Origin of the sequence: Aliiroseovarius marinus (assembly GCF_004360145.1) — a bacterium.
GTDB lineage: Bacteria > Pseudomonadota > Alphaproteobacteria > Rhodobacterales > Rhodobacteraceae > Aliiroseovarius > Aliiroseovarius marinus.
The window spans coordinates 36,619-59,411 of the sequence record NZ_ML178714.1 but is presented as its reverse complement, the minus strand read 5'-3'; the positions used below and the strand labels follow the sequence as shown (position 1 = coordinate 59,411).

Annotated in this window: 14 protein-coding genes; 6 read left to right on the top strand and 8 right to left on the bottom strand. The window is 61.3% G+C overall.

Going from position 1 to position 22,793, the window contains the following annotated elements; genetic code table 11:
• Positions 1 to 32 precede the first annotated feature (32 nt).
• Positions 33 to 1,037 carry a phosphate acetyltransferase gene (pta, locus tag EOL43_RS04980; protein WP_133486169.1) on the top strand — a complete coding sequence of 335 codons (1,005 nt, stop codon included), beginning with the start codon at positions 33 to 35 and terminating at the stop codon, positions 1,035 to 1,037.
• Here pta and EOL43_RS04975 read toward each other — a convergent pair.
• The 4 genes from EOL43_RS04975 to EOL43_RS04960 are packed head-to-tail and all read right to left on the bottom strand — an operon-like array spanning position 1,034 to position 3,964.
• Positions 1,034 to 1,900, bottom strand: coding sequence for a phosphate acyltransferase (locus tag EOL43_RS04975; protein ID WP_205669527.1), 867 nt, complete (start codon positions 1,898 to 1,900; stop codon positions 1,034 to 1,036). The genes pta and EOL43_RS04975 overlap by 4 nt on opposite strands.
• 12 nt (positions 1,901 to 1,912) lie before the next feature.
• Positions 1,913 to 2,710, bottom strand: coding sequence for a metal ABC transporter permease (locus tag EOL43_RS04970; RefSeq protein WP_133486167.1), 798 nt, complete (start codon positions 2,708 to 2,710; stop codon positions 1,913 to 1,915).
• Positions 2,700 to 3,479 (bottom strand): metal ABC transporter ATP-binding protein, encoded by a 780-nt coding sequence (locus tag EOL43_RS04965; protein WP_133486165.1) that lies wholly within the window; start codon positions 3,477 to 3,479, stop codon positions 2,700 to 2,702. The genes EOL43_RS04970 and EOL43_RS04965 overlap by 11 nt, the downstream gene beginning before the upstream one ends.
• The gene (locus EOL43_RS04960; RefSeq protein WP_133486163.1) at positions 3,476 to 3,964 is read right to left on the bottom strand and encodes a Fur family transcriptional regulator; all 489 of its coding nucleotides are present in this window, start codon (positions 3,962 to 3,964) and stop codon (positions 3,476 to 3,478) included. The genes EOL43_RS04965 and EOL43_RS04960 overlap by 4 nt, the downstream gene beginning before the upstream one ends.
• Positions 3,965 to 4,039: 75 nt before the next feature.
• On the opposite strand from EOL43_RS04960, the gene EOL43_RS04955 reads away from it, so the two are divergent.
• Entirely contained in the window at positions 4,040 to 5,164 is a 1,125-nt protein-coding gene (locus EOL43_RS04955; RefSeq protein WP_133486161.1) for a zinc ABC transporter substrate-binding protein, read from the top strand.
• Positions 5,165 to 5,212: 48 nt separating this feature from the next.
• Here the strand turns inward: EOL43_RS04955 and EOL43_RS04950 are convergent, their stop codons facing one another.
• Positions 5,213 to 8,803: a hydantoinase B/oxoprolinase family protein gene (locus EOL43_RS04950; protein ID WP_133486159.1), complete on the bottom strand. Its 3,591-nt coding sequence runs from the start codon at positions 8,801 to 8,803 to the stop codon at positions 5,213 to 5,215.
• Between the two features lie 247 nt (positions 8,804 to 9,050).
• Entirely contained in the window at positions 9,051 to 10,301 is a 1,251-nt protein-coding gene (locus tag EOL43_RS04945; RefSeq protein ID WP_133486157.1) for an imelysin family protein, read from the bottom strand.
• Positions 10,302 to 10,473: 172 nt separating this feature from the next.
• Between EOL43_RS04945 and mnmH the strand changes: the two genes are divergently transcribed.
• Complete coding sequence (gene mnmH, locus EOL43_RS04940) at positions 10,474 to 11,529, top strand: tRNA 2-selenouridine(34) synthase MnmH (RefSeq protein WP_133486155.1); 1,056 nt, start codon at positions 10,474 to 10,476, stop codon at positions 11,527 to 11,529.
• Here the strand turns inward: mnmH and selD are convergent.
• Positions 11,526 to 13,706, bottom strand: a complete 2,181-nt coding sequence (gene selD, locus EOL43_RS04935) for a selenide, water dikinase SelD (protein WP_133486153.1) — start codon at positions 13,704 to 13,706, stop codon at positions 11,526 to 11,528. The two genes, mnmH and selD, sit on opposite strands and share 4 nt — an antisense overlap.
• 191 nt (positions 13,707 to 13,897) lie before the next feature.
• On the opposite strand from selD, the gene EOL43_RS04930 reads away from it, so the two are divergent.
• The 3 genes from EOL43_RS04930 (at position 13,898) to EOL43_RS04920 (ending at position 20,325) form a co-directional block, all read left to right on the top strand.
• Positions 13,898 to 15,208, top strand: a complete 1,311-nt coding sequence (locus EOL43_RS04930; RefSeq protein ID WP_166636201.1) for an NAD(P)/FAD-dependent oxidoreductase — start codon at positions 13,898 to 13,900, stop codon at positions 15,206 to 15,208.
• Positions 15,209 to 15,361: 153 nt separating this feature from the next.
• Positions 15,362 to 19,252, top strand: coding sequence for a non-ribosomal peptide synthetase (locus tag EOL43_RS04925; RefSeq protein ID WP_205669526.1), 3,891 nt, complete (start codon positions 15,362 to 15,364; stop codon positions 19,250 to 19,252).
• A complete protein-coding gene (locus EOL43_RS04920) occupies positions 19,252 to 20,325 on the top strand; it encodes a Rossmann-fold NAD(P)-binding domain-containing protein (RefSeq protein ID WP_133486147.1) in 1,074 nt (357 codons plus the stop codon). The genes EOL43_RS04925 and EOL43_RS04920 overlap by 1 nt, the downstream gene beginning before the upstream one ends.
• 39 nt (positions 20,326 to 20,364) lie before the next feature.
• On the opposite strand, the gene EOL43_RS04915 is transcribed toward EOL43_RS04920, so the two are convergent.
• Entirely contained in the window at positions 20,365 to 22,443 is a 2,079-nt protein-coding gene (locus tag EOL43_RS04915; RefSeq protein ID WP_133486145.1) for a beta strand repeat-containing protein, read from the bottom strand.
• Between the last annotated feature and the right edge of the window lie 350 nt (positions 22,444 to 22,793).

Genomic DNA, 22,793 nt, shown 5'->3' with positions numbered 1-22,793 from the left:
TTCGGCCCCTGTTCCATGACCATGAGGCTCTGATGAAACCGCTTGAAACCCTTCTGAAAAACGCAGCACGCACCAACCTGAGGATTATCCTGTCCGAGGGCAGCGATCCGCGTGCCGTGACTGCGGGGTATCAAGCCGTATCGCAGGGCATTGCGCGTATCGGCCTTGTCGGCGACACCGCCGCAATTCAAGCAGAGTTCGACACGCAAGGGCTTGAAATCCTTGACGGGATCGACATTCACGACCCGGCAACCTCGCCGCTGCGCGATGAACTTGCCGCGCTATATCACGATTTGCGCAAGCATAAGGGTGTCTCGCTTGATGATGCACAGGTCGCCGTCGACCTGCCCCACATCTTCGCCGCTCTTTTGGTAAAATCGGGCCACGCGGACGGCACTGTCGGTGGCGCCGTTGCGACCACAGCTGACATCGTGCGCGCAGCCATTCAGATCATTGGCACCAAGCCGGACACCAATCTGGTGTCCTCGTTCTTCCTGATGCTGTTCTGCAAAGAGCATCACGATCGCAAAGGTGCGATGATCTTCGCCGATAGCGGGCTGGTGGTAGACCCTTCTGCCGACGAAATGGCGCAGATCGCGCTCAGCTCGGCCAATTCCTTTGAACGTCTGATCGGTGAAACGCCGCGCGTCGCGATGCTATCCTTCTCGACCCGGGGCAGCGCCGAGCACAACGCGGTCTCAAAAGTTGTAACGGCCACCGAAACTGCCCGCTCCCGTGCGCCTGATCTTCTGATCGATGGGGAGCTTCAATTTGATGCCGCTTTCGTCCCCGACGTGGCCGCGCGCAAAGCCGAGGACAGCCCCCTTCAGGGCAACGCAAATATCTTTATCTTTCCCAATCTGGAAAGCGGCAACATTGCCTACAAGATCGCCCAACGCATGGGTGGTGCCGAGGCCATCGGACCCATCCTTCAGGGTCTGGCCAAACCCGCCAATGACCTGTCTCGCGGCTGTTCCTCTGAAGACATCCTGCACATGATTGCCGTCACCGCAGCTCAGGCCAGCGCCAGCGATTAACGCCCGCTTGTTCCTGCGATCGATAAAACGGTCGCGGCAATGATCTCGTCCACGGTTGCGCCCCGGCTGAGATCACAAATCGGTTTCCGAAAGCCTTGCAGGATGGGGCCATAGGCTTTTGCGCCAGCCAACTGCACCAACAGCTTATAGGCAATATTGCCCGCATCCAGATCCGGGAAGATCAACACATTGGCCCGGTTGGTCAAGTTGGCTTGTTTCTTCTGGGCGGTCATGATGTCCAGCGCCGCATCCGCCTGAACCGGACCGGGGAATCCCGCAATAAAGGCGGCTTCGCGGACTTTCTCGACGCTGTCCCCTGCGCCGGAATACCCGGTCGAGAAGGACAAAAGCGCGACATCCGCCCGCCCCAGAAGCGATTTGGCGGTCTGGGCACTTGCCGTGGCGATGTCCGCCAGCTCTTGCGCTGTCGGCGCGACGTTCACCGCACAGTCGGCAAAGACGAACTCTTGCCCATCTGGCAAAACCATCAGGAAGTAGCTGGACGGCGTTTGGATGCCGTCTTCCAGCCCGATCACCATCGATGCGGCTTCCAGCACACGGCGCGTGGGCGCGATGGCCCCTGCGACCAACAAGTCAGCCTCGCCCGCCGCGACCATGGCAGCCGCGCGCATCAGGGGCCGTTGCAACAGTCTTTTGGCGATCGAACTGCGCATGGCCCGGTTCGAGGTCAGCGCGTCGAGGTGACGTTCCGAGGCATCGGCAAGCGCAACCGGCTGGGCCAAACCGTCAGCCTGCAAACGTGCGGCAGCCTCGGATATGCGCGGATCTTCCATCTCGGGAAAGACGACGCGCGGTTTGCGCGCTGCGGCGACCTCGAAGGCGCGATCCATTGTGGCCGTCATGAGGCGTTCCTATCAAACGGATTGGTTGCGGAACGTCCTATAGCCGGTTGTCAGTACAAAGATCAACGCCGCAGCCACGATGATCGACGGCCCCGCCGGGGTATCCAACCGAAGCGACGCCCAAAGCCCTGCCCCGCTAGCCGCCCAGCTGACCAGAACCGACGCAACCACCATCTGCACCGGAGAAGACGAGACACGCCGTGCGGCCGTTGCCGGGATGATCAGCATGGCCGAGACCAAAAGCGCCCCAACAACCTTTAGCGACACCGCCACCACCAGCGCGATGGCCACGGTGATAACAAGGCTTTCGCGGTTCGGATGAACGCCTGACGCCGCTGCCAAATCAGGGCTAAGCGTAGACAACAGCAGTTTCGACCATCGCCACGCGATGACGGCGGCAACCAGACCGGCCCCGCCCCAAATCAACAGAAGATCGGACCGTGTAACGGTCAGGATGTCGCCGAACAGATAGGCGGACAGATCAACCCGGACGTCAGGCACGAACGAGATCGCGACCAAACCCGTCGCCAATGCGCCAAAGGACAACACGCCCAGCCCGCTGTCTGGCGACTGCCCCTGCGCCATCATCCAGCTGATCGCACCTGCCATCGCCAAGGCGACAAGCAACGTGCCAAGGCTAATCGGCAGCGAAAAAATCAAGGCCAGCGCCACACCCAAAATGGCGGCGTGGGCCGTGGCATCCCCGAAATAGGCCAGACGCCGCCAAACAACGAAGGCGCCCAGCGGGCCGGTTGCGATGGACAAGCCAAAGCCCGCCAGCGCCGCACGGACAAGGAAATCATCCAGCATGTTCAACCTCGTCCTTCGGCGCGTTGTGATGGTGGTCGTGGCTGTGCTCATGCCCGCAGCCATTATCGTGATCGTGGTCATGCGCGTGTTGATACAGGGCCAATGCACCTTGCGTGCCATGGCCAAACAGAGCGCGGTATTCTGGGGCGTTCTGCACCACATGGGGCTTGCCCTCGCAACAGATATGCCCGTTCAGGCAAATCACCCGGTCCGAGGCGCTCATCACCACGTGTAGATCATGCGAGACCATCAGGACGGCGACGCCGGTTTCGCGGCGGACATCCTCAATCAAACGGTAGAACCCCGCCTCGCCCATCTGATCTAGCCCCTGCGTCGGCTCATCCAGGATCAGGATGTCGGGGTGTTCCAACAGGGCCCGCGCCAGAAGCACGCGTTGCAACTGACCACCGGACAAATCTTGCACCTGCCGCGCTTCAATCCCCGGCACGCCAACGCGGTCCAACATGGCCGCGATTTGGTCAGCCGTATGGGCCTTGGGCAGGTTAAGAAACGTGCGCACGGGCAATGGAAGCGTTGGGTCGAGTGCAAGCTTCTGTGGGACATACCCGACGACCAGACCGGCCTTGCGCGTCACCTTCCCCTTAGAGGGCGTGAGCCCCAGAAGTGCACGCAGAAGCGACGTCTTGCCAGACCCATTCGGGCCGACGATGGTCACGATCTCGCCCGGTGCGACGGACATGTTCACCCGGTCCAACACTGTTTGCGTGCCGTGGCGCACGGTCAGGCCATTGGCCTCGATCAAGGTCATGCAGCGGCCTCGTTCTGACAGGACGGGCACAGGCCCAACGCCTCGACATTGGCGCGCTCGACGGCAAATCCCATCTTCGCGCCCGCCTCGTTGATCATAGTGCGCAACGAAGTTGCCGGGATTTCGGCCACGGCCTTACAGGCCTTGCAGATGAAAAAAGCAGGCGCGTGATCACATTCGAATGTCGTGCAGGCTGCGAAGGCGTTCAACCGCCGGATGCGGTGCGCAAGTCCTTGATCCACAAGAAATTCCAACGCACGATAGGCCACGGGTGGCTGACTGCCAAATCCATCTTCAGCCAGACGCTCCAGCACATCATACGCCCCCATCGCACGATGCTCTTCCAGAAGGATTTCCAGCGTGCGACGCCGTACTGGCGTCAGACGCGCTCCGGCCTCGCGGCAGATATCTTCGGCGCGGGTCAGCGCCTCGCTGGCGCAGCTGGTATGGTCATGACTGTGGAATGCACTGGCAGGATCCGGCATAGGTTGACACCAACTTTGTGTAATATTATCACTTTCGCCAATGCTATAACATCACATTAACCGGAGCAAGCCCAGATGACTTTGACCCGCACCACGATGGCGTTGTGCCTCAGCCCGACTTTGCTGATGGCCGAAACGCCCAAAGTCGTGACCGATTTCGCCCCGATCCATTCGCTTGCCGCGCAGGTGATGGACGGTGTGGGCGAACCGGAACTGCTGTTGCCCCAAGGGGGAGACCCGCATGGCTTCCAGATGCGCCCATCGCAAATGCGATCGCTGTCGGACGCCGATCTGCTGATCTGGGTCGGCCCGGCCTTGACCCCGTGGCTTGAGCGTGCCGTCGAAGGCGCATCACTGGGTCACAGCATGGCACTGCTGTCCGAAGCGGGCACCGTATTGCGCGAAGGCGGGCATGACCACGATCACGGCGACCACGAGTCTCATGAAGACGAGATGCATGAGGATCATGATGATCACGAACATGATGACCATGGTCACGATGACCATGACAAGGATGATCACGCGGATCATGATCATGAAGGCGATGCACACGATGACCACGACGATCATGACCACGACCACGAAGAACATGACGATCATGCGGACCATGATGACGAGAAGCATGATGCCCACGACGATCACGACCATGAGGAAGATCATGACCATGTCGCGCATGTCGAAGGCGTAGATGAACACGCATGGCTGTCGCCTTTGAACGCTCAAGTCTGGCTGGAGGCGATCGCCGAAGAACTGTCCGAACTAGATCCGGCAAACGCCGAGCGCTATCACGAGAACGCCCATGCAGCGCAGGAAAAGATCGCCGCGTTGGACGCCCGCATCAAGGCACGCCTTGAGCCTGTGCACGAAAAAGGCTTCGTCCTGTTCCACGACGCGTTTGGCTATTTCACCGATCACTATGACCTGAACAATCTGGGCTCGATCCGCGAAGGAGACTCCGCCCCGCCCTCGGCCGCTCAATTGGCCGAGATCTCTGAGCGGGTCAAAGGTGGCGAAGTGTCCTGTATCTTCTCGGAGCCTGCGCAGGGTGAATCGCAGGTATTGGATCTGGCGAAAACTGCCGGAGCGGGCACAGGGGTTCTGGATCCCTCGGCATCCATGATCGAGATCGGCCCGATGCTCTATGAAAACCTGATGTGGAGCACGGCGGAGACAATCGCCACCTGTCTGGAAGGCAAGTAAACCAGAACGGGCGCCAATGTGGCGCCCGTTTTCTTTTGCATCAAGGGGTTAGGCAGGTTTACCCCAGCCGCCGCCACCGGGTGTGCACATCTCGAACAGGTCTCCGGGATCCAACGCAACCTCGCCATTGCCCGGCATCGGAATCCGGCTACCGTCGGCCTTTTCGGCTGTGTTCACGCCCACCTGCCCGGGCGCACCGCCGTCGCCGCCAAACGGCGGCACCACACGGTGCGAGCTAAGCGTCGTGACCGTTACAGGTTCAAGGAAGCGCAGCCGGCGCACAACCCCGTCGCCTCCGCGCCACTGCCCTGCCCCGCCAGAACCCGCACGCAGCGTGAACGCCTCAAGCCGCACCGGGAAGCGCTTCTCAAGGATTTCCGGATCGGTCATGCGGGTGTTGGTCATGTGGCTTTGCACCCCATCACAGCCGTCAAAGCCCGGCCCCGCGCCAGTGCCGCCCGCGATGGTTTCGTAGTTCTGGAAGTCGTCATTGCCCCAGATAAAGTTGTTCATCGTGCCTTGCGATCCGGCAATCACACCAAGCGCCCCGTAAAGCGCGTTACAGGCGGCCTGCGAAACCTCGGTATTGCCGGAAATCACCGCCGCCGGATAGCGCGGGTTCAGCATTGTGCCTTCGGGGACAATGATGTTCAGCGGCGCCAGACACCCCTCGTTCAGCGGGATGTCCGCGCCCACCAGCGTGCGGAACACATACAGCACCACCGCGCGGCTGATCGACAGCGGCGCGTTATAGTTGCCCGCCTGCTGATCCGACGTGCCGGTGAAATCCACCGTGGCCGAGCGCGTCGCCTTGTCGACGCTGACGGTCACGCGGATTTCGGACCCACCATCCATCGGATAGGAAAACGCCCCATCGCGCAGCCGGTCGATGACGCGACGCACGCTTTCCTCGGCATTGGCCTGCACGTGGCCCATATAGGCCTGCACGACGTCCAGGCCGTAGTGATCGACCACGCCCAGCAACGCCTGTCGCCCGGTTTCATTGGCCGCCACCTGCGCCTTCAGATCCGCCATGTTCTGATCGATATTGCGGCACGGATATTTGCCCGAGGCCAGAAGCGCGCGCATGTCACCTTCCAAAAGCTGCCCTTCGGCCACCAGCCGCGTGTTCTCGATCAACACGCCTTCATGTTCGATATGCGTGCTGTCGGGCGGACCCGAGCCCGGTGTGCGCCCGCCGATATCCGCATGGTGCCCGCGCGAACCCAGCCAGAAGGCGATGCTGTCACCGACAAAGACCGGAGTCACTACGGTCACATCTGGCAAGTGGGTGCCGCCATTAAAGGGGCTGTTCAGCACGAACGCGTCACCGGGCTTCACCTGTCCGGCATTGTCGCGCATCACGGTACGGATGCTGTCGGACATCGACCCAAGATGCACCGGCACATGTGGCGCGTTCGCGACCAGATCGCCCTGTGCATCAAAAATCGCGCAGGAAAAATCGAGCCGTTCCTTGATGTTCACCGACCACGAGGTATTGGCCAGCGTCGCGCCCATCTGATCCGCCACCGACATGAAGAGGTTGTTGAACACCTCGAGCAGCACCGGGTCCACATCGGTCCCTGCTGCATGGGCACGGGCCAAGGCCTCGACCCGTTCGAGGATCAGGTTGCCGTGGCTGTCTTGCCGCGCCTGCCAGCCCGGTTCGATCATGTTGGTGCCCGTGGGCTCGCGGATGATCGCCGGGCCGGGAATGCGGACGTCCGCAGACAGGTTTGTGCGATCATAGAGCGGCACATCCTGCCAGCCCTCTTCGGTGCAGAGCTGCACAGTGTCGTCAGGCTGATCCTTCCCGCTGGTAACGTGCCCACGCGGTGCTTCGCCTGATGTGCCGATCGCCTCGACCGCCAGCACCTCGAACAGGATCGCGCGTTCGGGCGAGTGGAAGCCAAAGCGCGCTTCGTGGGCCGCTTCAAAGTCGGCACGCATCTGCGCGGCATCTCCAAAGGGCACCTCAAGCGCCTGATGCGAGCCGTCATAGCGCAGATGGGCGATACGCTCGATCTGGATGTCGGTGACGCCCTGCTTGGCGACTTCGGCTTCGGCATCGGTCGCCAAAGCCTGCAAGCGCGCGGCAGCTTCGCCCTCGGCATCCAGCGCGGTGTCGAACTGCTCTTGCCGCAGGGCGCGGATCTCGGCCAACCCCATGCCGTACGCCGACAAGACGCCCGCGAATGGGTGCAGGAACACGGTTTTCATGCCCAAAGCATCGGCGACCAGACAGGCGTGCTGCCCCCCGGCCCCACCGAAGCATTGCAGCACATAGCGGGTCACATCATGCCCGCGCTCGACCGAAATCTTCTTGATCGCGTTGGCCATGTTGTCGACGGCAATACGCAGGAAACCACGCGCCACGTCCTCGGGCGACTGCGCGGGTTGTCCAGTTTCCGTCGCGATCTCTTGCGCGAGGGTTTCGAACTTCTGCCGCACCACATCCGCATCCAACGGCTGGTCGCCATTCGGGCCGAACACATGCGGGAAATGGGCGGGCTGCAGACGGCCCAGCATGACGTTGCAATCGGTGACCGTCAGCGGCCCACCACGGCGGTACGCCGCCGGACCGGGGTTCGCCCCCGCGCTTTCCGGCCCGACCTGAAAACGCCCATCGCGGAACTGGCAGATCGAGCCGCCGCCCGCCGCAACCGTATGGATATCCATCATCGGCGCACGCATCCGCACGCCCGCGACCTCGGTCTCGAAACTGCGTTCATAGCTGCCTGCATAGTGGCTGACATCGGTCGAGGTTCCGCCCATATCAAAGCCGATCAGGTGGTCAAACCCGGCGACCTCGCCCGTTTTCACCATGCCCACAATGCCGCCAGCGGGGCCAGAAAGGATTGCGTCCTTACCCTGAAACATCGCCGCATCGGTCAGGCCACCATTGGACTGCATAAAAAGCAGCCGATCACAGGCCGCGCCAATGTCCAGCGCCCCCGCGACCTGTTCGACATAGCGCCGTAGGATGGGCGACAGATAGGCGTCGACCACGGTCGTATCCCCGCGGCTCACCAGTTTCGACAAGCGCGAGACCGCGTGGCTTTCGGACACTTGCGTATAGCCAATGTCGCGCGCGATCTGAGCCACCTGCGCCTCATGCGCCGGGTTCAAATAGCCATGCAGGAAGGCGATGGCGACACCGCGGATGCCTTCGTCGAAATGGTGCTGCAGCACCGCGCGCACGGCCTCTTCGTCGATGGCGCGCAGGGTATTGCCGTCGGCGTCCAGCCGCTCGTCCACTTCCTCGACCGCCGCATAAAGAAGGTCAGGACGTTTGATATGCAGATCGAACAGGCGCGGGCGGGTCTGATAACCGATGCGCAACAGATCTCCGAAACCCTTCGAGATCAGCAGCAACGTATCGTCGCCCTTGCGTTCAAGCAGCGCGTTGGTCGCCACCGTCGTCCCCATCTTGACCGAAGCAATCGCCCCGTCCGGGATGGGCTGACCGGCTTCAAGCCCCAACAGTTCGCGGATACCCTGCACCGCGGCGTCCGGGTAGCGTTCGGGATTCTCGCTAAGGAGCTTATGGCTCTGCAGACCGCCTTCCGGGTCGCGCGCCACGATGTCGGTGAACGTGCCGCCACGATCCACCCAGAACTCCCACTTGCTGTCCGACATGAGCGCCTCCCTGATCCGTCAGACAGAGGTCAGGCATGGGTCGGGAAATGTCAATCGTGCAGACGAAAAAGGGCGCCGCATAAATGGATCTCCGGCGATCAGAAGACCGTCTGGAGACGGCTGCCTTGGGTCTTTTCGAATGCTACGTTGACGCCGGATCGCTTGGCGCATTAGCTGCCCCAAGTCGGCAAAAAGAAAAGGGCAAACGCGCTGCGCCTGCCCTTCTCATTTTTCATCCAAATGGTCCTTACTGGAACACAGCGGTCGGGTTGTCCAAGCTGTCCGATCCCTCGACCGCGACATCACCCGCGCCAACCACGGCAACCGCGCGCTCAATGTTGCGGGTCTGGGCCACAAGATGGTCGATTGCGTTCTGAATCAGCGCACCTCCCGGGTGCCCAGCGCCCAGCATCTGATCATAGGAGGTGCCAGCCTCGGCCGCCGTGCGGATGTCGCCCAGCGCGATCATGGTCGCGTTCATGTCCCCCAACAGGCCGTCGGCCAGCGCGCCGTCGGCGGCCTTCACCAGATCGTACAAAGACGCGCCGTCCACAACCGACCCATCAATGCGGACATAGCGGCCGGTATAGACGTTGCGGATGCCCAAACCGTCGAAATAGTGCGAATTATGGGTGTTGTCCGAGAAGCAGTCATGCTCTTCTTCCGGGTCATTCAGCAGCAGACCCAGCTTCATCCGCTCGCCCGCTTGTTCACCGTAGGACAGAGAGCCGATGCCAGTCAGCGCCATGGTGATGCCCTGCGAGGCGTCAGTGGTCACGTCGGTGCGGCCCTGCCCGCCTTCCGACCAGTTGGCCACGGCGTCTTCCAGATCCGAGATCAGCAGATCCGTTGCCGCCACCAGATACTGCGCACGTCGGTCACAATTGCCGCCGGTGCAGTTTTCCGTGTCATAGTCCGTCGCCGGTCGCATCCCTGCACCGTGATCGGTGCCCGACAAATCTTGCCCCCAGAGCAGGAACTCAATGGCGTGGTATCCGGTCGCCACATTTGCCTCGATGCCTTCCACCTCGTGCAGGCTTTCCAGCAGCTCGGGCGTGATGGTCGCGGCATCGATTATCGCCCCACCAACACTCAGCTTCGCATTGGCGACGACATTCGCGGTCGAGAACGGGTTTTCATCATTCGCGCCGAAATCGGCAGCGATATAGTCGATCAGCCCTTCATCCAAAGGCCAGGCGTTCACCTTGCCTTCCCAGTCATCCACGGTCGGATTGCCGAACCGGAAGGCCTCGGTCTGTTGATAGGGAACACGGGCAGCAAGCCACGCGTCTTTCGCGGCGTTCAGCGTCGCGTCAGAGGGCGCGGAAACCAGCGCGTCCACTGCGGCTTTCAATGCCTTTGCCGTGGTCAGGCTGTCTTCATATCCGGCCAGCGCGATATTGGCATAGTTGGTGACGACCTCTTCCGGCGTCGTGGCGAATGCGGCCGAAGCTGCAAGGCTGGCAACGCTGGTGGCCAGAAGGGTTTTGCGGATCATGGGAACCTCGTTTATTTCTATCGCAGCCCGATTAGCAGAGTATTTTTGTCGGGTAAATATTATTCTTACTATTTTTATCAGATTTGACGTCAGGACAGGGAATGATTTTTAACGCTCTGGCGCCACGCGGCGGTCTGGTTTACCACCGCAGCACCGAGACACGAGGATCCAGATGCCCCTGAAGCTCAAGACTTTGGTAGACCTGTCCGCGCTGGACGTGGATGACATCATCGACGTGCGCGCGCCATCCGAGTTCGCCGAGGATCACATCCCCGGCGCCATCAACCTGCCCGCACTCAGCGACGCCGAACGCGCCCGGGTCGGCACGATCTATGTGCAAGACAGCCCCTTCAAAGCCCGCAAAATCGGCGCGGCCTTGGTGGCCCGCAACGTGGCAGCACATTTGGAAACCGAACTGGCGGAACATCCCGGCGGCTGGAAGCCCGTGGTCTATTGCTGGCGCGGTGGGCAGCGCTCGGGCTCGGTCGTGTCGATCCTGTCGCAAATCGGCTGGCGCGCGGAGCAACTGGAAGGCGGGTACAAATCCTATCGCCGGATGGTGAAAGCACTGCTTTATGACGACCCGCTTCCGCACAAGCTGGTCCTGATCGACGGCGGCACTGGCACTGCCAAGACCCGCCTGCTTGATGCGTTGGACACGGCAGGTGCGCAGGTTTTGGACCTCGAACAGCTTGCCAGCCATCGCGGGTCGTTGTTTGGGCTGGTTGGCCCCGCGCAACCCAGCCAGAAGTGGTTTGAAAGCCAAGTGGCGATGACGCTCAGCCGCTTCGATCCGTCCCGCCCTGTCTATGTCGAGGCCGAAAGCAACAAGATCGGGCGTCTGATCGTGCCCCCCAGCCTGTGGCAAAAAATGATCCGCGCGCCGCGGTACGAGCTGTCCGCCCCCCTGCCCGCCCGCGCGGAACATTTGGCGCGCGACTATGACGACTTGATCGAAGATCCCGCGCGCCTCGAGGACATTCTAGAGCAACTCGTGTCCTATCACGGGCGCGCGCAGGTGGATCTGTGGCACGGGATGGCGCACACGGGCGATATGCAGGCGTTGGCGGCGGGGCTGATCGAGACGCATTACGACCCGCGCTATCGGCGCATCACCCGCAAGGATGCGCCTGCGCCGACACAGATCGCTTTGCCTGATCTGTCAGACGCGACCTTGGCCCGGACCGCCGCAGAGCTGATCACGCAAATGGACGACGCCGCGCTTTAGCGGCAATAGATGCTCGGGCTGTCCGCCTGCACTTCGCCGATCACATAGGCTGTGCGTCCCTCGGCTGCGAACCCCTCCAGCACGGCTTGCACATCCCGTTCGGGCACCGTGGCCAAGAAGCCCCCCGCCGTCTGCGGGTCATGCAACAGCAGCCCCTTCGCGCCCTCGGCTCCGAAAACCGGTGCCGCATCGCGGTTGGCGCCGTGGATGGTCGAGCGCACGCCGCCGTCAGCCAAGGCCTCAGCCCCCGGATGGGTGGGAATGGCCTCTAAATCCAGTGCAGCCGAGACGCCCGAGGCATGACAGATCGCCATCAAATGCCCCGCCAGCCCAAAGCCTGTCACATCGGTCATTGCCGTCGCATAGGCCCGCAACACGCGCGCCTCGGCCCCTTGCGAACGCGCCATGCCGCGCAACAGCTGCGCCACGTCACGCCCATCCGCGCGCCCCTGCATTTCACCGGCCAACAGCGTACCGGATCCAATGGGGCGGGTCAGGATCAGGCGATCCCCCGGCTGCGCCCCAGCGGTGGTCAGCGCCTGCGTGCCCTCGGGCAGCAGGCCGGTCATGGACACGCCGATGGTCATCTCGGCCCCCATGCTGGAATGCCCACCGATCAGGGCCACCTGTTCATCTGCAAGGAACGCGCTTACCTGCGCCAGAACTTCGTCCATCGTGCGGGACTGAAGCGTGGCACTCATCCTCGGCAGAATGACTGACAGCATCGCGGTCTTCGGCACCGCCCCCATCGCCCAGATGTCCCCCATCGCATGGTTCACCGCGATCCGCGCCGACAGGCCGGGGTCTTCCGTGAAGGCGCGCAAGTGGTCTGTGGTGAGGACCTGTACCGCCCCGCCCACGCGCACCACTGCGGCGTCATCGCCCGGCCCCGTTAAAACCTCGTCCGGCATAGGCTGGTCCAATTTGGAAAGCGCCTGCGATAGACTGCCCGGGGCAACCTTCGACCCGCAGCCTCCACAGAGCGGCACAGCGTCAATCGCCTCCCCGCCCAGCGCACGTTCTCGCGGTTCCGGGGCCTGCGCCATTGCTGGATAGTCCCTAAACTTCTGCATGAACTTCTGATCGATGTGATCCTTCCAGCGCCAAAGACCGGGCAGCGTGACCGCGCGCCCCCATTTCTCGGCCAAGGCGCGTTTTCCGCCCATCGAGATCAGTTTCAGATAATCCTGTTGCGGCTTGTAGGGTGTCATGGCCCCGCCCGTCAACGCAGCCCGCAAGTTGCGCGCCAGCACCGGCGCCGCCCGCACCGCAAACACCCCAGCTTTGGGGCGCGGGTCGTGCAGCATCTCGGCGCAATCGCCCACGGCAAACAACCCGTCGTGCCCCTGCACTTGGAAATCCGGCCCAACAGGGATGAAACCGTCCGGCGTCAACGGCAAGCCGGTTTCTTGCAGCCAGCCATGCGCGAACGCGCCCGCTGTGCCCACGGTGAAACGGCTCTCCAGCGTTGTGCCGTCCCCCAAGACCACGCGATCCGCGTCGATCCGCGCGACCGAGGCTTTCACATGCAGCGCGACCCCCAAGTCGCGCAGCGCCGCCCGCAACGGCCCACGTGCGGCCTTTGCACGTGCCGTGATATCGTCACCTGCCTCGATCAGATGCACTTGCCTGTCGGCGCGATCCCGCAGCGCATGGGACATCGCCAAGGCGAGCTCGACACCAGCGACACCCGCTCCGATGACGGCCACATGAGGCGCGGCCTCACCCTCCGCGACAGCCTGCAAGAAACCCTGCCATTTCGCCGCGTAGACATCCAAGGGCTTGGCACCGCACGCGTGCTCGGAAAACCCGGGAATATCCGGCATCTGCGCATGGATCCCGATATCGATCGAGGCCACGTCATACCCAATCTCGCGCCCGCCCTCGACGGTCACGGTCTTGGCCACCGGATCAATCGTGGTGGCATGACCGATCACCAACCGTGCGCCCGCAAACCGTGCCAACCGGACCAGATCAATGTCCAATGCCTCGCGCGTATAATGCCCAGCGATATGGCCCGGCAGCATCCCCGAATAGGGTGCAGTCGGGGCCGGGTTGATCAGCGTCAGCCGCGCGCCCGCCAAGGGCTTCATCCCCCACATGCGCAGCACCAGCGCATGGGCATGGCCACCCCCGATCATCACAAGGTCTTTTGTCAGAACCGGCAAAGATTGCATCACAGGTCACCTTAATAACTGATACTCAAGGCGATACCCGAGCCCGCGCAGAAAGGCCACTCTCCACGCCTTCACAAGGCCGCGACAGATTGGCAATTCGAAACACCTGCCGTGTCGTTTTTAAGCTTGAGCGGCCTGCGCCTCCGACGCAAGCTGGCCCGACGTGGCACATGGATCAACAGGACGCCTCAATGACACAGACCCGGACGGACGGTTTCGCCCCCTCTTACCGCGACACCTACTACACGCGCACGATGGAGCCGCCGCTGAACGCCGCCCCCTTGTCTGACCGGATCGAGGCCGACATCTGCATCGTCGGTGGCGGCATCGCGGGCATTAGCGCGGCCTATGAACTGACCAAGGCGGGGAAGTCGGTGGTGTTGCTGGAGGCAGATCAGATCGCGTGGGGTGCCAGTGGCCGCAACGGCGGCATCGTCACCCCCGGTTTTGCTGCCAGTGGATCGGCCATTGAAAAGAAACGCGGCTTGGACACCGCGAGGCAAATCTTTGACCTGTCCCGTGAAGGGGTCGAGATCTTCCGGGAATATACCCAGACACTCGCCCTACCCGGTGTGGATATGCGCCCCGGCGCGCTGTCAGTCTCGCGCTATCGCAACACGCAGGGGATGCAGGATGCGGCCCGGCACAAGACAGACGCCTATGACTATCCGGTAGAGTATGTCCCGACCGAAAAACTGCGTCAGATGGTGCGCACGGATCGCTATTTTGACGGCGTCTATGACCCGCAGGGTTTTCACGCCCATTCGCTGAACTATTGCCTTGGCCTTGCCCGGGAAACGCAGCGCCTTGGCGGGCGTATCTTTGAAAACACCCGCGCAGTATCGATGGCGCGTCAGGGGGCGGGACATCTGGTGACGACCCAATCGGGATCGGTGCAGTGCGAAACCCTCATCCTGTGCCAAGGCGGGATGGTTGATGGGTTTTCCAAGCGTTTGCAGCGCACCCTTTTGCCCATCGGAACCTTCGTGACCGTTACCGAGCCCCTTGGCGATCTGGCACAAGACCTGATCCCCACCAGTGCGGCCATTGTCGACACGCGGATGGCCTGCGACTATTTCCGCATCACGCCGGACGGGCGGCTTTTGTGGGGTGGTGGCATGACGGGAATGGCGCTGGAGCCTGCAAATCTGGAACAGCAGATGCGCCGCGCCTTCACCTCGGTCTTCCCGCAGCTCGCGGATGTCAAAATCGACGCGACGTGGAGCGGCCTTCTGGGTTATGCACGTCACCGCATGCCCTATCTGTGCGAGCTGCACGACGGCGTCTGGGCTGCCACTGGGCTTGGCGGTCACGGGGTGAATGTCGGACCTCTTGTCGGACGCCTAATCGCCGAGGCGATTGTCGACGACGGCCAACGCCATGCGGTGCTGGATCCCTATGGGCTGACATGGAACGGATCCGTGTTCGGACCCTTGGCCGCAGACACAGTGTATTACTGGGAAGCGCTGAAAGAACGCTACTTTGAATGGCGCTCTAGCTAGACCGCAGATGGGGCGCACAACCCAAGGTCGCAGCGCGGAAATCGGTTTCTTATCAAATAACAAGAAGCACTCTGGCCAAACTCGCCTGTCCGGTGAATAGTAGCGGGTGCATCAAATGATGTGATGGGGATTGGGCTTGAAGGGGGCCGCATTTTGCACGTTCAGCTGACGGATACTCAACTTGCGTTCTGGCGCGCCTGGCGGAGTTTTCCCGAGCGCCCGATCAACCACCGTTCCATGAAGGTCGAATGGAAAACCGATCTTGATCCGCAGCTTTTTAAGGCCGCGTTTGGGGATTTGGTACAGTCGAATGACGCGCTGCGACTGCGTTTCACAGAACTGGATGGCGTTCCCTATCAACACGCAGCTGAAACATGCGCATGGGAGATGCCCGTTCGCGATTTCTCGGACACTGCGACCCCGCTTGATGACGCGCTCGCGTGGCTGACTGGGCGCGAGATCGAGCCCTTTGATCTGACCTCTTGTGCTTTCACCACCGCCTTGGCGAAAGTGGGTGACGGGCATTGGGTCTGGTCGCTGAACCAGCATCACGTCATCACGGATTTCACGTCGTCAAAGCTGTTGGTCGAGCGACTTGCCGAGATCTATGCCCTGCGCCAGCAAGGGATGAACGAGACGCCAGACTATCCGTCCTTTTTGGGCTTTATGGCGGATCACATGCCAGATCCCAAACAGATCCAGATGACCGGGTCCCGCCCCCCACGCCTGCACCCCGCTGCAATGCAAGACCCCACACGCTTGCCGCACCCAAAGCAGATGTTTCGCCAAGAGTTTCATCTTGGAAAGGACCGGCTTGTCGCGCTGCGTGCCAGTCTGGGGTTGGGGCCAGAGGATGAAGGCCCGCGCTATATTGCCGGACTGTTTGAAACCATCGTCGCCACGACCTTTGCCTTCATGCACCGCGTCTCTGGCGAGGATCATGTTGCCTTGGGTGCCATGTCTCATGGGCGCTTTCAGCGCGGCAGCGATGCCATCGCGGGCCCTCTGATCCGTAACCTTCCGCTGTCATTGGACATGGACGAAAACTGGACTTGCCACGACCTTCTGGCTTCGGTCAAAACCACCCGCCAAACCGCCTTTCGCAGAATCCGCAGGGGGGACAAGATCGTTGGGGACCATGTTGGTGCCACGATCAACTTCATTCCGGAAACACTGCCGGATTTTGACGGCGTTCGGTCAACAGAGCTGATCCGCGAGCGTCGGATCGAGGCCCTTTCGCAAGATCTGAACATCACCGTCCGCGCCGCAGATACCGAAGGCGATGTCCGCATCCTGTTCCAAGTGAACGAAGACATCCTGAAAGCGGTTCCAATTGAGCTGCTGACGTCGGTCTACATGCGCGTACTCGATGCGCTGATCAAAACGCCCGAGCGCCGGATCGCGGACATCGCATTGGGGGGCCCAGAGGACCTTGCGTACGCGCACGCGCGCGGTGCAACCGCGACCAATGCCCCCCTCCCCCTTTATCTGTCTCTGGTGGATGGGGTCTTGCAACAAGTGGCCCGCAGGCCGGATGCCATTGCCGTGCAGGACGGCCCCACCAGCCTGACCTATGCCGCGCTTGAGCAGCAGTCGCGCCACATCGCCTCGGCCCTTGTTGCGCGTGGCGTTCAGCCCGGCGACGTGATCGCCCTGAACTTGCCACGCTCCGCGACCTTGCTCGCGACGCTCCTTGGCATTTTGCGCGCCTCTGCCACCTATTTCGCGCTGGATACACGCCAACCGACAGAAAAAACCCGTAAGCTATTTCAGCAGACAAGCGCACGGCTGGTGATCACAAACGAACCTGCCGATACCGACCAGCGATATGCGGGGGCAGAGCTGGTGCATCCCGACGCGCTGATCGCCGAAGGTCAGACCGCACCCGCGGATCTTCCCAATGTCGATCCCGACGGCACTATGTATGTGATGTTCACCTCGGGTTCGACGAACGAACCCAAAGGCATCGAAATCTCGCATCGCAGCTTTGCGATCTATGACCATTGGGCGGCACAGTGGATTTCGTCCGGCAAGCCCCTGAACTGGGCGCTCGCCACAACCCTATCGTTTGAAAGCGCCTTCCGGTCCTTCATGGCGCTGACCACGGGCGGGACCATCTTCACTTATGATGCGCCAGATGCCTTGACCGGCATGTCACTGATTGACGCGCTGCGCGACGACCGCGTCGACGGCATATCGGTGACCCCCTCGCAGCTGCGGCTGCTCAGCGACAGGGCGTGGTCACTTAAGAACCTGCGCTGCATCGTCAGCATTGGAGAGGTTCTGACAACCGAGCTGGCGCACCGGGCGGCTCAGGCCTTTGGCCCCAATGTCTCGCTTCAAAACTGGTACGGCCCGACCGAGGCGTCGATGGCGTCGACCGCGCATGTGTTTGATGCCAGCGTAGATGCGGACCTGTCTGTCCCAATTGGTGACGTGGCCGATGGCGTGTCGATCTACATTCTGGACCAAGAGGGCAATGTGCTGCCGGATGGGTTCGTGGGCGAGGTCTGCATTGGCGGCATCAAACTGTCCAAAGGATACCTGAACCGCCCGGACTTGACGGCGAAAGCCTTCGTCTCAGATCCGTTCCGCGCGGGTGGGTTGATGTACCGAACGGGCGACCTTGGCCGATACACCGCCGAGGGCGTGCTGGTGCATCATGGCCGAACCGATGACCAGATCAAGATCAACGGTGTGCGCACCGAACTGGCCGAGGTCGAAGCCGGCGTCAGCTATCATCCCGCCGTGGCGAAATGCGCCGTCGTGGCGATCAACCAGCCCGACACACGGCTGGCGGCCTTCTATGTTTCTGAAAGCGACATTCCTGCGGCTGAGCTAAGACGCTCTGCCGAACGAATTCTGGCCCGTGGGATCGTGCCCAGTCTGTTTCAACGCGTCGACGACATCCCGCTTTTGAACAACGGCAAGACCGACCGCCGCAAGTTGGCCGCGCTTGCAGCAGATTGCATCGAGGTCGCCTCTGACACCCGCCGCCAGATGGATCCCCCGGAAGGTCCGGTCGAGCTGTCGCTGGCCCGCGTATGGCGCCGGGTTCTGGGTCAAGACCAGATCTGGCGCCATGACGACTTCTTTGAAATCGGCGGGGACTCGCTGTCTTTCGTGCAGATGATCCTGCTGCTTGAGGCCGAGTTCGACCAACACATTCCCTTGGACACGATCGGAGCCTCCGCCCGTCTGCTGGACCTTGCGCAGGTCGTCTCGTCTGCGATTGCACCCGACGCGGCACCCGCTGAGCGCCAGAAGCCACAGCCCATCAAACGCGTGCTGAGAAAGATGGGCAAGCTGGCCCAACGGTCGCTTGCCACGATGCCATCTGGAACGGTGTCAAACGAACCCGATCTGGCGCGCGCCGACACCCCATGGGAGGAAGTGCGCCGGCGGATGCTGATGACGGCGAACGCATGGCCCGGAGAACAGGCCGGTACGCGCCTGCCTGTCATGCGCTTCAATGCCGACGGTACGCGCCCACCGCTCTTTTGGTGCTTTAACGGCGCGCATGAGCCCGCCGTGATGGCGCGGGAACTGGGGCCGGATCAACCGCTTTACGCCTTGCGGTCCATGCAGGCCGTCGTCGAGAAAAGCGACAAACAGGGCTTCAACGCGGAACTGGCCCGCACCTATGTGGACGAGATCATGCGGCTGCAACCGGATGGCCCCTATTACCTTGGCGGCAACTGCCAATCCGCGCGCATATCCGAACACATCGCGGCCGAGATGCTGCGACGCGGGGCCGAGATCGCCCAGCTTTTGATGCTGGATTATCAGCCAGTGGCCGAGCTCGACTTGAATGTCGGTCTGTTCTATGGCCGCGAAAGCCAACAGTTCAATCCGTTCCTCAGCGAGGCCCGACCAGAGCTGAAATGGCAAAAGCAGTTCGCCGCGGTGACTTGGGATATTGTGCCAGGCGGTCACGGCCAGTATTTCAGCGCCCGCTTTGCGCCGTTCTTCTGCGCGCGCGTCGCGGACCGGTTGGAAGAGGCCAGAAATCGGGCGCGGCCCGTGTCAGAAAGAGCTGGATAATGCAGAACAGCGCCTATCGTATCTTGGTGCTTGGCGCCTCCTATGGGCTTCTCTTTGCCACGCGTGCGGCCTTGGGCGGACACCATGTCACCGTTGCCTGCCGAGACGCGGAAGCGACCCGGATCAACGCTGAAGGGCCAGTCATTCATGCAATGGCACGCAAGTCAGGTGCGCCCATCCTTGTGTCGCGCGAGACCGCCGATCTTGATGTGGTCGCCATCACGCCAGAGAATGCTGACCCGGCACACTACGATCTGATCGTTCTGGCGATGCAGGAACCGCAATTTGCCGCGCCCGACATTCGCGCCCTCGCCTTTCGGATCGCTGCCAGTGAGCGGCCGGTGATCTCGATCATGAACATGGCGCCGCCGCCTTACCTGAAACGGTTGGCGGGCGTGTGGACGCGCGATCTGGCTCAGGCCTATCACGCCCCGGATGTGTGGGAGGCCTTCGCGCCCAATTCTTTCACCCATAGCAGCCCGGATCCGCAGGCGGTCCGCACCGACCCAGCCCTAAGCCATCACCTGAAGGTCTCGCTGCCGTCAAACTTCAAGATTGCGCCGTTTGAAGGCGTCGGCCCGAACGAAATGCTGCGCCAGATTTGCCGCAGCGCGAACCGCGCGCCGATGTTGAAGCAACAGGACCTGCGCCCGCCTGTCCTGTTGGTCGCAGGTGGATCTGCGTTCACACCCCTGGCCAAATGGCCCATGCTGATCACCGGCAATTATCGCTGTCTGGACGATGCGGGGCTAAGCTCGATCGCGGACACTGTCACGCGGGACGAAGGCACCTCGCGCCATATCTATGAAAGTGTGCAGGCGCTGTGCCGTACATTGGGGGCCGCGCCCGAGGATCTGGTTCCGTTTGATACATATTGCGCCGCGGCACGCCAGCTTTCAGCACCGTCCTCTGTCGCCCGGGCCTTGTACCAGTCAGCAACGAAGGTCGAGCGGATGGACCGTGTTATCCTACAACTGATGCACACGCATGGGCTTCCAAGTCGCGACATCCAGAACATCACCGACCGGATCGACAGGACCGTCGCGCAAAATGCCGCGCAGGAAGACGCCTAGAGCAGCCCCCCGCGCGTTTTGGGTGGCATCTGAAGGCGGTTAGAAATTTATCGACCAGCCCGCCGTCGCCGAAAAGCGATCTTCGGTGTCATAGCTCAGCTCGATGCGGCCCGCGCCGGCCTCGAGTCCAGCAAACACCCGGCCAGACCAGCCATCCGCACCGCTGCTGACCGCAAAGGGCGCACCGCCCAACGTAACATCAATCACCTGTCCATCCTGATAAACGGCGTCGACGCCATAGCGCAGGAAATCCGATCCTGCCAAGGGGGTTCGCATCTCGAAGCGGGCTTCTACCACGTGCGACATGCGAGCGTCGACATCCAGATCCGCTTGGCCAAAGTCAAAGCTGTGCGCGGCGTTCCAAACGCCCATATAGCGCAGGCGCAGGCTGTTGTTGCCGCCGCCGATGACACCGTTCAAAGTGTAGGTCGGCGCGATAAAAACGCTGGTATAGCGTGCAGTTACCTCTTCCACACCCGTGGCCACGGTGTTGTTGGCAACCTGACGTGTACTGTCATTTCGCATCACACCCAAGGCGAGGCTGTAATCACCGCCCCCCAAAGTCCCGTAGATACCGCCAAACAGGCTCTTCGTATTGATGTCGAAAGCATCGCTGTCACGGCTGCCCGAGTGCTGAAGGCCAAAGCCGCCGAAATACCCCATGGCACCGTCGCCATCACGGCCAACGATCACACCGCCCGTATATCCTCGGAAGCCCACGATATCCGTTCCACCGGGCCCGGAATGCACAGATCCGAACACTTTCGCCCAAGTGGGTTTACCAAAGGACAGGGCACCGCGTGCCACCTGCACATCAGCATTGGACGCAGGAATGGAGTCAGCAATCAGGCGACCGAAATCGGCGACCATCACGTCTTGGGCAGCGAAATCGGACACATCAGCCGTCACCACGGTATCACCGCCGACAATGGCAAAGACACCAGATGCAGCGGTGATCGTTGCGGGAACTCCGCTGTCCATTTTGACCACTGCAGACAGTCCGGCGCCAAAGTTCAGCGTAGCCGTACCCGCTTGCGAGAACCCGACATTTCCAACCAGGACCGAGCCCTCGAGCAGGGTAAGCTCGGCATTGCTTCCTTGCATCAGGATCGACAGGTCCTGAGCGCTGGAAATCGTGCCCGAATTGGTGATGCTCGCGTCGTCTGCCAAGGCCCAGATCCCTCGGGATGCTGCCCCTTCGGCAGCAAGTACGCCGCTGTTTAAAATGACGCTGTCGACACCACTCGCCCGGATCGCTGAGGCCCCAAAACCTGCGGTGCGCACACTGCCAGAGTTAGTGATATCTCCGGCCAAGTCAGTTTCGATCCCGTCGGCGAATGTACCGGTCGTCGTCACCGTACCACTGTTGACCACACGACCGTTGTCGTCAGCATTGATCCCGTCCGCCCCCGCACCTGAGGTTTCAACACTGCCAGTGTTCTCGACTGCACCGTTGTCGTCGACCTCGATACCATCCGAACCGGTGCCCGCCGTCCTGACCAACCCGGAATTCACAACCGTACTGAAATCCTCGGCATTGATGCCTTCGGAACTGCTGCCGAGGGTAATGACACGCCCGCTATTGGTGATCGTGTTGAAGTTGTCGACATCGATCCCTTCCGAGCTGGACCCGGTTGTTCTGATCAGACCGGAATTGTCGACGATATTGTCATTGTCCAGAAATATCCCTTCGGCCGAGCTTCCCACCGTTCGGATCGACCCTGTGTTTCGCACCGTATTGCGATCGTCCGAGCTGATCCCCTCGGCCGAGATCGACGTGGTCGTGATAGCGCCATTGTTGACGATGACATTGTCATCTCCTGTGGCGCGCATCCCGTCGCCGCCCGATGCGATCGAGCCATTGTTGATCAACGTATTTGCGTCTCCGGTGGCAAAAAGCCCGGCACCCGCTGTTGTTATCGATCCTGATTTGGTCACCTTGATCGTGTCATCGCCATCCAACGTCGCGCCACCATTTGTGGCGTTGACCGCGGTATCGATGATGAAAATCTCTGCTTGAGCCAGCTGAGCGCCGGAAAGAATAATCGCTGTCGACCCTGCCAGCAGAGCAGCTGTTCGCTTAGTATTTGAAATTATGTGTTTAATCTGAAAAGTCATGAATAGCCCCCGGCTTCCCCATTGCCGAGTAGCGTAGGCCCATCGCTCAACCGAGTAAATAAAAGGTTAATCGCGGCCAGAACACTGTGACAGAAATGTGCGCGTATTGGCTGCGCTCCACAGCCCCGGACATGCCTTACGCTTACGTTAGGTCACCCTTCCCGTGTCAAATTTTTGACAAATAGTTCCCTGAAAAACACGATGTACGAGTGAGGGGATTAATGGTTTTCAGCCACCGGTACCACTCAGCCGGTGGCCGTCTCCCACCCGATGCGGGCCACTTTGCAGCAAATTAGTCCTGCAGGCCCAGCGCATCATTCAGCCTTTCAAGCACCGTTCATCCACGACAC